Origin of the sequence: Flavobacterium piscis, assembly GCF_031457575.1 — a bacterium.
GTDB lineage: Bacteria > Bacteroidota > Bacteroidia > Flavobacteriales > Flavobacteriaceae > Flavobacterium > Flavobacterium piscis_A.
The window spans coordinates 334,863-350,852 of sequence record NZ_JAVDWQ010000004.1; the positions used below are offsets into that span (position 1 = coordinate 334,863).

12 protein-coding genes are annotated in these 15,990 nt (G+C 32.1%); 10 read left to right on the forward strand and 2 right to left on the reverse strand.

Annotation, left to right across the window (positions count from 1 at the left end; translation table 11 throughout):
* Positions 1-16: 16 nt before the first annotated feature.
* The 8 genes from dtd (at position 17) to queA (ending at position 11,627) form a co-directional block, all read left to right on the forward strand.
* Positions 17-469, forward strand: a complete 453-nt coding sequence (gene dtd, locus J2W48_RS08585; RefSeq protein WP_310280341.1) for a D-aminoacyl-tRNA deacylase — start codon at positions 17-19, stop codon at positions 467-469.
* 63 nt (positions 470-532) lie between these two features.
* Positions 533-2,440: a DUF3857 domain-containing protein gene (locus J2W48_RS08590; RefSeq protein WP_310280342.1), complete on the forward strand. Its 1,908-nt coding sequence runs from the start codon at positions 533-535 to the stop codon at positions 2,438-2,440.
* 19 nt (positions 2,441-2,459) lie between these two features.
* Complete coding sequence (locus J2W48_RS08595) at positions 2,460-4,472, forward strand: DUF3857 domain-containing protein (protein WP_310280343.1); 2,013 nt, start codon at positions 2,460-2,462, stop codon at positions 4,470-4,472.
* Position 4,473: 1 nt separating this feature from the next.
* Positions 4,474-6,390 (forward strand): transglutaminase family protein, encoded by a 1,917-nt coding sequence (locus J2W48_RS08600; protein ID WP_310280344.1) that lies wholly within the window; start codon positions 4,474-4,476, stop codon positions 6,388-6,390.
* A 2-nt stretch (positions 6,391-6,392) separates the two neighbouring features.
* On the forward strand, positions 6,393-8,384 hold the full coding sequence (locus J2W48_RS08605) for a DUF3857 domain-containing protein (protein WP_310280345.1): 1,992 nt from the start codon (positions 6,393-6,395) through the stop codon (positions 8,382-8,384).
* A 238-nt stretch (positions 8,385-8,622) separates the two neighbouring features.
* Positions 8,623-8,949 carry a nucleotide pyrophosphohydrolase gene (locus tag J2W48_RS08610; RefSeq protein ID WP_310280346.1) on the forward strand — a complete coding sequence of 109 codons (327 nt, stop codon included), beginning with the start codon at positions 8,623-8,625 and terminating at the stop codon, positions 8,947-8,949.
* A gap of 80 nt (positions 8,950-9,029) precedes the next feature.
* Positions 9,030-10,253 (forward strand): 3-phosphoshikimate 1-carboxyvinyltransferase, encoded by a 1,224-nt coding sequence (gene aroA, locus J2W48_RS08615; RefSeq protein ID WP_310280347.1) that lies wholly within the window; start codon positions 9,030-9,032, stop codon positions 10,251-10,253.
* A 324-nt stretch (positions 10,254-10,577) separates the two neighbouring features.
* Positions 10,578-11,627: a tRNA preQ1(34) S-adenosylmethionine ribosyltransferase-isomerase QueA gene (gene queA, locus J2W48_RS08620; protein WP_310280348.1), complete on the forward strand. Its 1,050-nt coding sequence runs from the start codon at positions 10,578-10,580 to the stop codon at positions 11,625-11,627.
* 68 nt (positions 11,628-11,695) lie between these two features.
* Here queA and J2W48_RS08625 read toward each other — a convergent pair whose 3' ends face one another.
* Complete coding sequence (locus J2W48_RS08625; protein ID WP_310280349.1) at positions 11,696-12,430, reverse strand: SIMPL domain-containing protein; 735 nt, start codon at positions 12,428-12,430, stop codon at positions 11,696-11,698.
* 122 nt (positions 12,431-12,552) lie between these two features.
* Here J2W48_RS08625 and kynU point away from each other — a divergent pair, with 122 nt between their 5' ends.
* Together kynU and J2W48_RS08635 are read left to right on the forward strand one after the other, a co-directional pair.
* Positions 12,553-13,854 (forward strand): kynureninase, encoded by a 1,302-nt coding sequence (gene kynU / locus J2W48_RS08630; RefSeq protein ID WP_310280350.1) that lies wholly within the window; start codon positions 12,553-12,555, stop codon positions 13,852-13,854.
* Between the two features lie 76 nt (positions 13,855-13,930).
* Positions 13,931-14,353: a glycine zipper family protein gene (locus J2W48_RS08635; RefSeq protein WP_310280351.1), complete on the forward strand. Its 423-nt coding sequence runs from the start codon at positions 13,931-13,933 to the stop codon at positions 14,351-14,353.
* 63 nt (positions 14,354-14,416) lie between these two features.
* On the opposite strand, the gene J2W48_RS08640 is transcribed toward J2W48_RS08635, so the two are convergent.
* Entirely contained in the window at positions 14,417-15,973 is a 1,557-nt protein-coding gene (locus J2W48_RS08640; protein WP_310280352.1) for a hypothetical protein, read from the reverse strand.
* Between the last annotated feature and the right edge of the window lie 17 nt (positions 15,974-15,990).

The following is a 15,990-nucleotide window of genomic DNA, read 5'->3' on the forward strand; positions in this document are numbered from 1 at the left end:
ATAATTCACCATTATTTTGAAAGTTGTTCTTCAAAGAGTTTCGCAGGCTTCCGTAACGGTTGATTCAAAAATTGTAGCCGATATTCAGAAAGGACTATTAGTTTTAGTCGGAATTGAAGATGCTGATGCTCAGGAAGACATTGACTGGCTGGTTGGAAAAATCATTAAAATAAGAATTTTTGGTGATGAAAATGATGTCATGAACTGCTCGGTCCAGGATATTGATGGTGATATTATAGTAGTAAGCCAGTTTACCCTTCATGCTTCTACTAAAAAAGGAAACCGTCCTTCGTACATAAAAGCTTCAAAACCGGAATTTGCAATTCCGATGTATGAGAATTTCGTAAACCATTTAGAAAAGAACTTTGGTAAAAAAGTACAGACCGGAATTTTTGGTGCAGATATGAAAGTCAGCTTGTTAAATGACGGTCCGGTTACAATTTTAATAGACAGTAAAAACAGAGAATAAAAAATCTTAAGGATCTGTTAAGAATTTCTAAAAATGATATATATTTGACGAAATTACTTACTAATGAAAACCTCTTTTTGCTCGTTGTTTTTTTTCTTGTTTTGTTTTATTTCTTCAGCTCAAAAGAGCGAATATTCAATAGCCTCAATTGCAGACAGTCTTAAAGAAAATGCCAATGCTGTTGTGCGTTTAGACCAAATGGATATTGCAATTGTTTCCCAGCGAAATATGAATATCAAAACGCAGAGGGTTGTAACGGTTTTAAACGAAAAAGGGTTAAATCAAACGGATGCTTATCAGCATTATGATAAAACAACTTCAGTAAAAAATATTGAAGCAATTGTTTACGATGCGTTTGGAAATGAAATCAAAAAAATCAAACGAAAAGATTTTAAAGATCAGAGCGCTGTAAGCGGCAGTACTCTTTTTTCAGATAATCGAATACTTTATTTAGAATATACCCCAATTTTATATCCTTTTACGATTGTTTATACTAGTGAAATTGAAACTTCAAATACGGCTTTTATACCGCAATGGTATTTTTTGGGAGGCAATTATACAAGTGTCGAAAAATGTGTCTTGAATGTTACTTTTCCTAATAACCTGGGATTTAAAAAGAAGGAGTTTCAGTTTTCCAATTATAATATAAAAAAGACCGTTGATACCGATACAAAACTAAGTTATGTTGCAGTTACTATTTTAGCTCAGAAATCAGAAGATTTTAGTCCGTCTTCTGTTAATCTTTTTCCCAGGGTAATGATGGGTTTAGAGAATTTTCATTTAGAAGGGGTTGACGGAACGGCTACAACATGGGAAGCATTTGGTAAATGGTACAGTGATAAAATTCTAACAGGAACTACTGTTTTACCAGAAGAAACTAAAGCCAAAATGAAAGCACTTGTCGGAGACGAAAAAGATCCGGTAAAGAAAGCAAAAATCATTTATGATTATGTACAGAAAAAATCAAGATACGTAAACATAGCTATTGGTATTGGGGGATGGAAACCCATGCTTGCTTCAGATGTTGATCGTTTAGGTTATGGAGATTGTAAAGCATTATCAAATTATACTAAAGCACTTTTACAGGCAGTTGATGTTCCTTCATACAATACTATTTTATATGGTGATCGCAATAAATCTGATATTCAATCTGATTTTGTTTCTATGCAGGGAAACCATATGATATTGGCGATTCCTAACGGGGATAGTTATACCTGGCTGGAATGTACAAGTCAGGATGATCCTTTTGGCTATCAGGGTACTTTTACAGACGATAGGGATGTTTTAGTGGTTAAACCTGAAGGAGGAGTAATTGTCAGAACTAAAATATATGAGGACGAAGGAAATATCCAAACAGATAAAGGAACTTATAGTATTGATGAAAAGGGCAATTTTTCAGGTTCAATTACAATAATTTCAGAGGGCTCACAATATAGTTCAAAATCCAGAATAGAAACTTTACAGCCTACTGAAAAAGAAAAGCATTATAAAGAATACTGGGATAATATCAATAATCTTAAGCTGACCAAAATAACTTTTACGAATGACAAAGAGAATATTCGTTTTACAGAAGATATTCAGGTGAGCGCCTTAAATTATGCAGCTATTTCTGCAAATAAGATGATTTTTGCTGTTGATGCATTTAATAAAAATGATGGAAATATCAAGCGAATCAGAAATCGAAAAAATCCTTTTCAGATTCAACGCGGATATTTAGATACTGATGAAATTGAAATTAATTTACCAACAGGTTTTACAATTGAATTTTTGCCTTCAAATTTTGAGATGAAAGGAAAATTTGGGGAATATAAAACCGAAATCATCAAAAAAGACAATAATAAACTTACTTACAAACGCTCTATGTTTGTAAATAAGGGAAAGTATTCAAATAAAGAATATGATGAATACCGCCTTTTTATGGAACAGGTATCAAAAAATGATAATGCAAAAATTGTATTAACCAAGAACTAACCAAAATCAACATAAGTTAATGAAAATTATTAAACTTTTAAGTCTTGTAATTATTTTGCTGTTTGTACCTAAAATAACAGCCCAGGAATTTAAATTAGGTAAAGTATCTATTGCAGAATTAGAAGAGAAAGTGCATCCTAAAGATTCTTCGGCTTCAGCAGCAATATTGTATAAAAAAGGAAAAGCGAGAATTGAGTATGATGCTAATGAGGGATTTATTTCTTTAACGGAAGTTGAAGCAAGAATTAAAATCTATAAAAAAGAAGGTTATAGTTGGGCCAATCAAGGCGTTTGGTATTATAATAACAGTAATATTACTGAGAAAGTGTCTTTTACAGATGTGTTTACTTATAATTTAGTTGAGGGTAAAATTGAAAAAACAAAATTAAAAGCTGAAGGAGTTTTTGATGAAGTTGCAGATAAGTACAGGGCTCGAAAAAAGATTACAATGCCGAATGTTAAAGAAGGTTCGGTTATTGAATATAGATATACGATTAGAACACCAAATCCGAATATAATCAGAGAATGGGATTTTCAAACTGGAATTCCTGTAAATTATTCGGAGTTTATTACCTCTATTCCTGAATATTATATGTTCACTCCAAGACAAAAAGGATATATTTTTCCTAAAATGAAAACAGAGAAGAATTCAAAATCCATAATATTTACAAATAAAGAGAGAACAAGTGGTCATGTAATTACAACTTCATATTCTACAGATAAAGTTGATTACATTGAAATCAAAACTACTTATACAGCACAGGATTTTCCTGCTATTAAAGAGGAAGTTTATGTAAATAATATTGATAATTATGTGTCCAGTATTCAACATGAATTATCGATGGTGAAATTTCCGAATTCGCCATTAAAATCCTATTCTACTGATTGGAATTCAGTTGTAAAAACAATTTATGAATATCAAGATTTTGGTCCTGAATTAAACAAAACAGGTTATTTTGAAGAGGATTTGAAAACAGTTTTAGCAGGAAAAAATACAGCCGACGAGAAAATACAGGCGATTTTAGACCATGTTAAGTCAAGAGTAAAATGGAATGATTATCATGGATACAGCTGTGATAGTGGTGTAAAGAAAGCTTATAAAGAACAAACAGGAAACATTGCCGATATTAACTTAATGCTTACTGCCATGCTTCGCCATGCAGGTTTAACCGCAAACCCGGTTTTAGTAAGTACCCGCTCAAACGGAATTGCAATCTTTCCTAACAGAACTGCTTTTAATTATGTAATTGCCGCTGTTGAAACTCCAAATGGAAATGTTTTGTTAGATGCATCTGATAAATTTTCTGTTCCAAATGTTTTACCTTTTAGAGTACTAAATTGGTATGGAAGGCTGATTAGAAAAGATGGAAGTTCTGAAGAAGTTGATTTAATGCCTAAGAAGGTATCAAATGATATTGTTTTTATGAGCTATAGTATTGATGCGGAAGGCAAAGTTTCCGGAAAAACCAGAAGGCAGTGTACAGATTATAACGCAATGATTACAAGAAGAAATATTGATGGTTTAAAAGAAGATGAGTATTTAGAAAAATTGGAAAATCAAAATAGAAAAATAGAAATAAGTGATTATTCAAAAACAAATGAAAAAGATATTTTACTGCCAATTATAGAAACTTATTCTTTTGCAGGAAATGATTTGTGTGAAGTAATTGGAGGCAAAATTTACATTAACCCAATGTTGTTTTTTACAAACGAAAAAAATCCGTTTAAACAGGAAGTTAGAGAATATCCGGTAGATTTTGGCTACCCGTTTTTAGATAAATATAATATTACAATTCAAATTCCAGAGGGTTTTGCTGTAGAGACTTTACCAGCTCCCGCTATTATTAATATGCAGGATAATTTAGGTAGCTTCAAATTTAATATTGCAGTTAATGAAAATACATTGCAATTAATTGTTGTGCATCAAATTAACGATGCTATTGTAAGTACAGAAAAATATGAAATGCTGAAAGAGTATTATAAAGCGATGGTGGCAAAAGAAACCGAAAAAATAGTTTTAAATAGAATATAAGATGAAATCTACTTTTGTTATAGTTGCTTTTTTTAGCTTTTTTATAAATGGAATGGCACAAAAATATGAGCTTGGAAAAGTGACTATAGCTGAGTTACAGGAAAAGGTGCATCCCAAAGATTCATCAGCAGCTGCAGCAATTCTTTTTAATAAAGGACAAGTGGTAGTTTACGATCAGGGTTACAGTGAATCTTTCACGCAAGTGAGAATAAAAGTTTATAAGAAAGAAGGTTATAAATGGTCTAATTTTCAAATTGGAGTAAATCCGGGAAAAGTAGGTAATGTAGTAATAACCGATGCTTATACATATAATCTGGTTGATGGTAAAATTGTAAAATCAAATTTAAAACCTGAGGGTGAATTTATTGAAAAAACCAATGAATCTTATTGGGTTAAAAAAATAACAATGCCTGAGGTTAGGGAAGGTTGTGTTATAGAATACCATTATAAAATTTATGGCGCACCTCTTTATATACATGATTGGAGTTTTCAAAACAGTATCCCCGTTAATTATTCAGAATTAAAGACTACTATTCCCGACAGATTTATTTTTAAGAAAAGTTTTAAAGGTTTTTTTATTCCCAAAGTAAGGCAGGAATTTGCTAAAACATACGGAACTACTGCAATGCAAACTACCTATGTCGAAGAAAATCTGCCTGCTATGAAACAGGAAGTTTTTGTAAACAATATTGATAATTATCGCTCCAGTATTTCATTTGAACTAGAAGCTATAAACATACCGGGACAATATAATAAATCAATTTCATCTGATTGGAATTCAGTTGCAAAAACAATTTATGAGTTTCAGAATTTTGGACCTGAACTCAATAAGACAGGCTATTTTGAAGACGATTTGAAACAAGTATTATTAGGTAAAAAAACTCCCGATGAAAAAATAATCGCAATCTTGAATTATATAAAGACAACTGTAAAATGGAATGGCTACAACTCTTATGCCTGTAACGTTGGTGTTCGAAAAGCTTATCAGCAAAAAACAGGAAATACAGCTGAAATAAATTTAATGCTAACTGCAATGCTTCGCTATGCGGGACTAGAGGCAAATCCGGTTTTGGTAAGTACACGAGAAAATGGAATAGCTCTATTTCCTAATCTCAATGGGTTTAATTATGTTATTGCTGCTGTAGAAATGTCTAATGGTAATGTGTTATTAGATGCTACTGATAAGTATGCAATGCCAAATGTTTTACCTCTAAGAGCTTTAAACTGGAAGGGAAGAATAATACGAAAAAGCGGAAGCTCTGATGATGTAGATTTAATACCAAAAAAAAATTCGGAAGAAATAATTTCTATGAGTTATACTGTTGATTCTGATGGTAAAGTAACGGGAAAAACCAGAAAGCATTCCTCTGATTATATTGCCATGAAATTTAGAAATGACGTGCATGAAGTAAAAGAAGATGTCTATTTGGAGAAATTAGAAAATGAAAATAATAAGATTGAAATTAGCGAATATAAAAGGACAAATGAAAATGAACTTTCATTGCCCACGCTGGAATCATTTTCTTTTACAGGAATAAATTTAGCAGAAACAATAGAAGACAAAATATATTTGTGTCCGATGCTGTTTTTTGCCAAATTTAAAAACCCTTTTGAGCAGGAAAACAGAGAATATCCGGTAGATTTTGGGTTTCCATTTTCAGAAAGATACACTATTAATATTCAGGTTCCTGAAGGATTTATAATAGAAACACTGCCTGCGACTTCTGCGCTAAATATGGAAGATAATCTGGGGGTTTTTAAATTTGTGTCGGCTGTTTCTGAAGGTCAAATCCAATTTTCGATACAGCATCAAATTAATGAAGCCATCGTTTCTCCGGAAAAATACGAAATGCTGAAAGAATATTATAAAACAATGATTGCAAAAGAAACAGAGAAAATAGTTTTAAAGAGAATCTAAAAATGACAATACGTACTATAATTATCGCTCTATCATTAATTTGTAATTTTATTAAAGCTGATGCTCAAAGTTATGAATTAGGTAAGGTAACGATCGAAGAATTAGAGGAAAAATTTTGCACAAAAGATACCACAGCTCCTGCAACTATATTGTTTAAAAAAGCCAGAACTTTTTTTACATATAATATAACAAATGGTTTTACGGCAAATCATGTTTATGAGTTCAAAATTAAAATTTATAAAAAAGAAGGGCTTAGCTGGGCAAATCAAAAAGTAAAGTTTTATGTTGGATACGAAAGCATGAATAAAGAGCATTTAGAGTTTTCGAATGCGATTACCTATAATCTCGAAAATGGAAGTGTTATAAAGACTAAATTAGACGGTCAGGGTAGTTTTAAAAATAATATAAATAAATTTTGGAGCGAAAAAACCATAACACTGCCTAACGTAAAAGTAGGTTCAATAATAGAATTTAAATATGTTTTAAAGTCTGAAAATATTGTTCATTTTCCTGATTTTAAAATACAGTATGAAATTCCGGTACAATATTTTGAATATAAAACAGAATTACCAGAGTTTTATATCTATAAACCTATTTTGATTGGCCCTCAAAAAATTAATACCGATACTAAAATTGTAAGCGGTTATCAAAATTTTGTAGATAAACACAATCAAACAAATCGCTTATCCTTTAAGCAAATAAATGCATTTTATTCAGGCAATGATATTCCTGCTCTTTTAGAGGAACCTTATGTGGATAACCCAGGTAATTATATAGCTACTATACAACACGAGCTCGAAAGAGTCAGAATGCCGGAAATGCCTGTAAAAGATTATGCAATGACTTGGGAAGGAGTGGTGAATACTATTTTTAAAAGTGAAAAATTTGGTAAAGAGCTTGACGAAAAATCATTTTTGATTGAAGATGTAAAACATTTAGCAGGAAATCTCGAATCTAAAAGTGAGAGATTAGACCTCATTTTTAAGTTCGTTCAAAACAAAATGAACTGGAATGAAATAAACGATTATTATACTGATAAAGGTGTTGCTAAAGCCTATAAAGATCAAACAGGAAATGCCGCTGAAATTAATTTTATTTTGATAAACATGCTTACATTAGCAGGAATCGAGGCTAATCCGGTTTTAGTAAGCACAATAGAAAACGGAGTTCCATTTTATCCTACCAGAACAGGTTTTAATTATGTAATTGCAGCTGCAGAAATTGATGGAAAGCAAATTTTACTAGATGCTACGCACAAATTTACAACACCTAAGATCCTTCCGTTAAATGTTTTAAACTGGACAGGCAGATTAGTTAGAAAAGACGGAACGTCAGAAGAAATTAATTTGGTTCCAAAAGATTTATCCAGGAAAAATATTAATTTGATTGCTAAAATAGATGCTTCAGGAAAATTAAACGGAAAAGTTAGAATTCAAAAAACAGATTATGATGCTTATCGTTTTAGGATAGATTACGCCAATGTAAATGAAGAGAATTATCTTGAAAAACTGGAAGCCAAATTGGGCGATTTGAAAATCTCAAATTATTTAGTTGAAAATAAAAAAAGCAATTACGATAAATACCTGTTAGAGACTTTTGATTTTGCTTCGGATAATCTATCAGATGTTATTGGTGAAAAAATTTACATTAATCCGATATTATTTTTTACAAGTACTAAAAACCCTTTTACTCAGGAAAACAGGCAAATGCCAATTTATTTTGGGTATCCAACACAAGAAAGATATAATATAAATCTTGAAATACCAGAAGGATATGCAGTAGAGGTTCTGCCTAAGTCGATCCATATTTTAGCTGAAAATAAGGATATTACGTATAAGTTTAATATTGTAAATCAAGAAAACAAAATTCAAATAAGCTGTATAAAGGAAATTAACAATAGCATTTTTGTTGCCCAGCAATACAATGGGTTAAAAGAGCTTTTTCAGAAAATAATTGCGCTTGAAAGTGAAAAAATTGTTCTAAAAAAAATATAAAATTCTGCCAGGTTATTTTATAAAAAAATAAAACTTTATTTTAGCAAGCCATATAAAATAGTATTTGTCTCAAAAGCATTCACACAGAGTTAAAATAAATGAGCTGTATATTATTGTAAACGCCTGAGAATATTATTTCGTGACATTTTCGAGAACTATAGAATCATGAAAGAGATTGATGCAATTTAATTACTATCGCTAGCCTTTAAGGGTTAAATAAAAAACAAAAACTATAATAATGAACTTAAAAAACTCCCAACTGGAAGTAGATACCTGGATAAAAAAACATGGAGTCCGTTACTTTAATGAACTTACCAATATGGCGCAGCTTACGGAAGAAGTTGGTGAAGTTGCCCGAATTATTGCCCGTCGATATGGAGAACAATCAGAAAAAGAAAGCGATAAAAACAAAGATTTAGGCGAAGAACTGGCTGATGTTGTTTTTGTCGTTTTGTGTCTGGCCAACCAAACCGGAATCGATTTGCAGGCCGCTTTTGATAAAAAAATGGACCTGAAATCAGTTAGGGATAAAGACCGCCATAAAAACAACGATAAATTAAAATAATGTGATAACTCACAGCAAAGTTTTGGAGTGTCCTTTTTTTAAAATAAATTTGCCAAAATGCACTAAATAACAAGCCAAGAATGAATTTATTACTTCAAACCAATCATAAAAATTTACAAGGAAAGATTGCAGTTACAGGATCAAAAAGCGAAACTAATCGTTTATTGCTGTTAAAAGCTTTGTTTCCTAATATTACATTAGCAAATACTTCTAACTCTGATGATAGCGAGGTAATGCAAAAAGCCCTGGTTGGAAGTGATGAAATTGTAGATATTCATCATGCAGGAACAGCAATGCGTTTTTTAACAGCATATTTTGCCGTGAATGAAGGTCGTGAAGTCGTAATGACAGGTTCAAGCAGAATGCAGGAACGTCCGATAAAAATTTTAGTGGAAGCTTTAGGGCAATTGGGAGTCGGGATTTCCTATGAAAAGGAAGAAGGTTATCCGCCAATAAGAATCAAAGGAAAAAAAGTTACCGCTTCAAAAGTAACTTTGGCAGCCAATGTCAGCAGTCAGTATATTTCGGCACTATTGTTAGTAGCTTCGAAATTAGAGAATGGTTTAGAATTGACTTTAGAAGGTGAAATTACTTCAATTCCGTATATCAAAATGACGCTAGCTTTGCTGAATGATTTGGATATTCAAACCAGTTTTGAAGGAAATGTAATTAAAGTATATCCAAAAGACACTGTTGCTTCAAAAGAAATGGTGGTGGAATCTGACTGGAGTTCGGCATCTTACTTTTTTAGTTTGGCAGCTTTGGCAGATACCGCTTCAATAACTTTGAGCAGTTATAAGGAAAACAGCTTGCAGGGAGATTCTGAATTGGTATCGCTGTATGAAAAGCTTGGTGTTCAAACTACTTTTCAGAATAATATAATGACTTTGGTTAAACAACCGGATTTTAAATATGAAAAGGTAAATTTCGATTTGAATAATACACCGGATATTGCCCAAACGATTGTTGTTACCTGTTTAGGCTTAGGAATTGGTTGTCATTTAACAGGTCTTCATACTTTAAAAATCAAAGAAACAGACAGACTTGAAGCACTTCGAATTGAACTTACAAAATTAGGCGCAAACATTTCGGTAACCAATGATAGTCTGACTTTAACAGCTTCTTCAACGATTAATCACAGTATAAAAATTGCCACGTACAACGATCACCGTATGGCAATGGCATTTGCACCTTTAGCGTTGAAAGTGCCAATTATTATAGAAAATGCCGAAGTAGTTTCAAAATCATATCCTGATTTCTGGAATGATTTAAAAGAATTAAATTTCGAAATCTCAGAACTGTAAAGTTTAAACCATTCATTTAAATAAAATGAGCATAATTGAATAGCCTCCAGTTTGAACTGGAGGTTTTTTTATGATTAGTTTTTCGGCTTTAGCCAAACAATAACACTCAATAATTTTCAGGAATTCAAATTAAATGAACTTATATCACTCCTAAGGTAGAAAAACCGTTTTTTAATGTTGTCGAAACACCACTAAATCAACGACTTTTGAAAATAAACAGCAAAACACTTGACAACGCCTATCTCACAATCGTATATTTGCACACGATTTAAAATTTTAGATAAAAAAATCTAAGATCTACACTTTAAAATCAACAATTCAAATATGAAATTATCACATTTTCAATTTAATTTACCAAAAGAACTTTTAGCCGAATTTCCAGCAGAAAACAGAGATGAGTCTCGTTTAATGGTAATCGATCGTCAAAAACAAACCATAGAGCACAAAATGTTCAAAGATGTTATCAATTATTTTGATGACGGAGACGTTTTGATTCTGAATAATACTAAAGTTTTTCCTGCCCGTTTGTACGGAAACAAAGAAAAAACGGGGGCAAGAATCGAAGTTTTCTTATTAAGGGAATTAAATTCAGAGCAACGCCTTTGGGACGTTTTGGTCGATCCGGCTCGTAAAATCCGTATTGGTAACAAACTTTATTTTGGCGATGACGATTCGTTAGTTGCTGAGGTAATAGACAATACAACTTCTCGTGGCAGAACTTTACGTTTTTTATATGACGGTTCTTACGAAGAATTCAGAAATAAATTGACTGAACTTGGAGAAACTCCAATTCCTAAATACATTAGCAGAGAGGTAACTGCAGAAGATGCGGAAAGATACCAAACTATTTATGCAAAAGAAGAAGGAGCTGTTGCTGCACCAACAGCAGGGTTGCACTTTTCGAAACATCTTTTGAAAAAACTGGAAATCAAAGGAATAAATTTTGCAGAAGTAACACTTCATGTTGGTTTAGGAACTTTTAATCCGGTTGAAGTTGAAGATTTGTCTAAACATAAAATGGATTCGGAAGAATTGATTATCAAGCAAGATGCCTGTGATACTGTAAATTCAGCTAAGGTAAATAAAAAACGTATTTGTGCAGTAGGAACAACTTCGATGCGTGCTATTGAAAGTTCAGTTTCATCACAACATACTTTAAATCCGTTTGAAGGATGGACAAATAAATTTATTTTTCCTCCTCATGATTTTAGTATTGCAAACTGTATGATCACTAATTTTCATACACCAAAATCAACATTATTGATGATGATTTCTGCTTTTTGTGGACACGATTTAATGAAAAGAGCGTATGAAGAAGCAATAAAAGAAGAGTATAAATTCTATTCTTACGGAGATGCGATGTTAATCATCTAAAATCACCAGAATTCAAAATAAAAAAGCTCGTCAACGTAAATTTGACGAGCTTTTTTATTCATCAAAACTTAATTTACCTGATAAACTAATTTAACGGTAATATTGGCTGTTTTGTTTTTTGATGTGGTATTGAAGGAACCTCCATATGAGAAATCTTCTGAGGAATTTTGACCTGTTATTTGAAAAACCCCCATGTCAGATTTTTTTAAATTTCCTAAACGGGCATCAGCATTTTCGGCAATACTTTTAGCTCTTGTGCTGGCATCCTTAGTGGCTTCGGCTATCATTTTTATTTTTAGTTCTGCCAATTTGGTGTAGTAATATTCAGGGGCATTCGAATAAAATTCTATGCCGGAATTAATCAATTCGCTTGATTGTCTTGAAATATCTTCTATTTTATTTACGTTTTTAGACTGGATAGTAACAGTTTGTGTCAAAGCAAATCCTGTAAAAATTTGTTGTTTAGGAGTTCCGTTTTCATTAAAAGAAGTATCAAAATCCTTATTGAAATTGACTGCAGAAAACACAATTTCATCAGCCGCAATTCCTTTGTTTGTTAAATAGTTTTTAATATTTTCCCGGTCACTATCCAATGCTGAGTAAGCTTCTTTTAAAGTAAAGCTTTTTTTAGAAAAAGTACCGCTCCAGACAATCAAATCAGAAACGAAATCTTTTTTGCCTAAACCGGTTACGCTAATGGTATTATCATTCTTATTCCTGTTCTGAAAAGCATTCGAAAATAAACAGGCAGAAATTATAAGGGCAAAAGCAATAATAATAACATTTAAACTATTCTTAATCATAATAATGGGGTTAAGTTAAATCAAATATATCAAATTAAATTGGTTCTATTTTTAGTACTCATTTATTCTTTAACTCTCGGCGTTGTTTATTTTTTCTATTTTTACCAAACAAAATTCAAACAATGGCTTTTCAAAATACCCGCGAATTCGCACAGCAACTCGATTCACAAGATGTTTTAAACGAGTATCAGGATCAATTTATTTTTCCTGAAGTAAATGGTAAACGTGTTATTTATTTTACAGGAAACTCTTTGGGCCTACAACCAAAACGCACGAAAACTTATATCGACGAGATAATGAATGATTGGGCAAATTTGGCTGTAGAAGGCCATTTTTATGCCGAAAAGCCATGGTGGGATTATCAGGAAAGATTCGCAGAACCATTAAGTAAAATCGTTGGGGCCTTGCCTTCAGAAGTTACGGTCATGAATACTTTAACCGTAAATCTTCATTTGCTGATGGTGTCTTTTTATCGGCCAACAGCAACGCGTTATAAAATAATTTGCGAAGAAAAGGCGTTTCCTTCAGATCAGTATATGTTTCAGAGTCAGGTTCATTTTCATGGATTTAAGTCAGAAGATGCGATTGTAGAAATTAAACGCCGGGAAGGAGAGCACAACATTCGCCTGGAAGACGTATTGGCTAAAATTGAAGCGATTGGAGATGAACTCGCTTTGGTTCTGATAGGCGGTGTAAATTATTATACCGGACAAGTTTTTGATATAGAAAAAATTACAGAAGCCGGACAAAAAGCCGGCGCAAAAGTAGGTTGGGATTTGGCACATGCAGCAGGAAATATCAAATTAGAACTGCACAATTGGAATGTAGATTTCGCTGCCTGGTGCAGTTATAAATATATGAATTCAGGTCCGGGAAATGCTTCAGGATGCTTTGTTCACGAAAGACATCATAACAATCCTGATTTGCCTCGATTTGCCGGCTGGTGGGGACATAATAAAGAACGCCGTTTTAAAATGGAACCCAATTTTGATCCTGTTCAGGGAGCTGAAGGCTGGCAAATCAGTAATTTACCAGTACTGTCTTTAGCGCCTTATCTGGCATCGGTTGAAATGTTTGCTGAAGTTGGAATGGAAGCTTTAATTGCAAAAAGAGACAAGATTACGGCATATTTAGAATTTATTTTACATGAAATTGATAATGAAGTTGAGAGCAGTTTTGAAATCATTACGCCATCAAATCTTAAAGAAAGAGCTTCCCAACTATCTGTTTTTCTTCATGGTGAAGGAAGAAGTTTATTTGATTATTTAATGAAAAACGGAGTCATTACTGATTGGCGTGAACCTAATGTTATTCGTTTGGCACCAGTACCATTATATTGTTCATTTGAGGATATGTATGATTTTGGTCAGATTTTGAAAAGAGGAGTCTTAGGAAATAATAAATTCAATTCCTTAATTGTGTAATTTTTTAATTGAATTTTATAACTCTAATAACAATAATTCTTCTTTATATTTGTAGCATATAACCAATTTTTTAAATATGAAAGCAATTTATTCACTAATAATAACTTTAGCCTTAGTTTCTTGTCAGAATCAGGAAAAAATAGATGCCAATATAGCAAAACAGACAACTATTGATTCAATGAAAGTTGAAATTAGTAAACAAAAAGTTATAGACTCAATGAAAGTTGAAATGGCAAAAATAGAACAGGAGAAAGCAGAAGCACAGAAAGTTGTTGTAGTTCAACAGCAGCCGTCTCAGGCTAATACAACAGTAGCAAAAAAGAAAGGCTGGAGCTCAACGGCAAAAGGTGCAGTAATTGGTGCCGGAGTTGGAGCCATAACCGGAGCAGCTGTTAGTAAGAAAAAGGGTGAAGGTGCAATAATTGGCGGATTAGCAGGAGCAGGTGTTGGAGCCGGAACCGGAGCTATTATTGATAGTCAAAAGAATAAAAAAGAATAAAACTTTTAGCATATAAACAAAACCCGAATTAGTAATTTGGGTTTTTTGTTTTGCTTTTTAAATCTATATCAAAATCTTCTTCAAAGATTCGGCAATGCTTCGCCATAAAAAGTTGTAGAATGATTTTTCCTGAATTCGTTCGAGTTCAACATCAGCAGATTTTACTTTTTCATTCGAATCGTTTTTGACAAGTAAATTGGCAACTACTGATTTTAGTTTCGCTTCTTTTTCCGGATTTTTATTTTTGTATAATTTTACTTTCAGATCATCGTAATCTAAAGAAGCATTTCCTTTTGAAACATCGTCATTTCCGTAAAAATTAAAATGGTATTTATTAAAAACTCCCGTAAATGTGGCGTTCATATAAGGTTTGCTGAATCGACCCATAGCTGCAACATCAAAATTTGAAATGGTGCCCTGAATATGAAAACTATCTTTTTTATCTAAAACATTAAAACTCCAGTCAACATTTAAAGGAGAATTTTTCATAAAAATGCAATTCACTTTAATCTTTATATCATCAGTTTTTTTAAGTCCAAAGCCGCTTCGAAGATTGGTTGCCTGCAAATTAAACTGGTCGAAATTTAGAACTCCGGGACCTTTACGAAATTCCTTTTCTTCTTCATAAACCAATTTAGATTTTAGAATCTGCAAAGTATCAATTTGAAGAGGAAATTTAATGTTTCGCAATAAATGGTTATACAGATATTTTTTGCTCAAATCATCTTTTGGCATTTTACCGCGATAAATATTGGCATCAAAATGACTTAGTACAACTGATTTTGCTTTGAAGAAGAAACGATCATTTTTGAATCCCCAATCCATTTTCTGGATACTGGCCGAATCTAATTTCAGTGTATTAATATCTTTTTCTTTTTTTAATTGCTTAATAAAATCCTGACGATTAAATTGCGGGATATACGAGAAATTATTAATCTTTAAAAAGTTTTTTTCAGTACTGATTTTTCCAATATTCATATGGTAAAAAACGCTCGGGCGATAAAATAAACTATCAATAACTAATGCATAGCTTTTATATTGAAGCGGAATTTTTTCATTTAATGTTGCATCAGTTATTAAAATACCTTCAAGCTTTAAGATTATTTTTTTAACACTTAAAATTGGTTTATCATTATTCAGGGATACAACATCAACTGTTCCGTCATTCAGATAAATATTTGAAACTGAAATTATTTTTCTAAAAGGTTCCACTATTTCTTTCTTAATGCTTTTACTGTCATTAATAAGTTTTTCGCCTTTTTTGTATAAAATAACGCGGGGTTTATTGATAATGATACTCTCGGCCTGAATGATATCATTAAAAGCTAAATTCCAAATGTTAAAATGTTTAATCGTAATCGATTCAATTTTAGAAAAAAGCCCATTTTTGCTGTTTTCAGGTTGATTCTTTGGATGAACCAACAAAGTCGTTGCATAAATATTCCTTGACAAAAGATCGACTTCAATTTTTTCATACTTGATGTTATATGGTGTTTTGTTTTTCTCATGAATAATAATGGGTAATTGTTTTTTTATCCAGTAATTGAGTCCAAAATTGAGTATAATCACTAACAGTAACATTGAAATTGCCCCAATTGCTATTTTTTTATAAATTGTCATTCACTATTGTTTTAAAT

Excerpts from the sequence above, each read along its gene's own strand:
- aroA (WP_310280347.1), top strand. The coding sequence starts at position 9,030 with ATGAATTTATTACTTCAAACCAATCATAAAAATTTACAAGGAAAGATT.
- queA (WP_310280348.1), top strand. The coding sequence starts at position 10,578 with ATGAAATTATCACATTTTCAATTTAATTTACCAAAAGAACTTTTAGCC.
- J2W48_RS08640 (WP_310280352.1), bottom strand. The coding sequence starts at position 15,973 with ATGACAATTTATAAAAAAATAGCAATTGGGGCAATTTCAATGTTACTG.
- J2W48_RS08605 (WP_310280345.1), top strand. The coding sequence starts at position 6,393 with ATGACAATACGTACTATAATTATCGCTCTATCATTAATTTGTAATTTT.
- J2W48_RS08610 (WP_310280346.1), top strand. The coding sequence starts at position 8,623 with ATGAACTTAAAAAACTCCCAACTGGAAGTAGATACCTGGATAAAAAAA.
- J2W48_RS08635 (WP_310280351.1), top strand. The coding sequence starts at position 13,931 with ATGAAAGCAATTTATTCACTAATAATAACTTTAGCCTTAGTTTCTTGT.
- J2W48_RS08595 (WP_310280343.1), top strand. The coding sequence starts at position 2,460 with ATGAAAATTATTAAACTTTTAAGTCTTGTAATTATTTTGCTGTTTGTA.
- J2W48_RS08625 (WP_310280349.1), bottom strand. The coding sequence starts at position 12,430 with ATGATTAAGAATAGTTTAAATGTTATTATTATTGCTTTTGCCCTTATA.
- J2W48_RS08590 (WP_310280342.1), top strand. The coding sequence starts at position 533 with ATGAAAACCTCTTTTTGCTCGTTGTTTTTTTTCTTGTTTTGTTTTATT.
- kynU (WP_310280350.1), top strand. The coding sequence starts at position 12,553 with ATGGCTTTTCAAAATACCCGCGAATTCGCACAGCAACTCGATTCACAA.
- J2W48_RS08600 (WP_310280344.1), top strand. The coding sequence starts at position 4,474 with ATGAAATCTACTTTTGTTATAGTTGCTTTTTTTAGCTTTTTTATAAAT.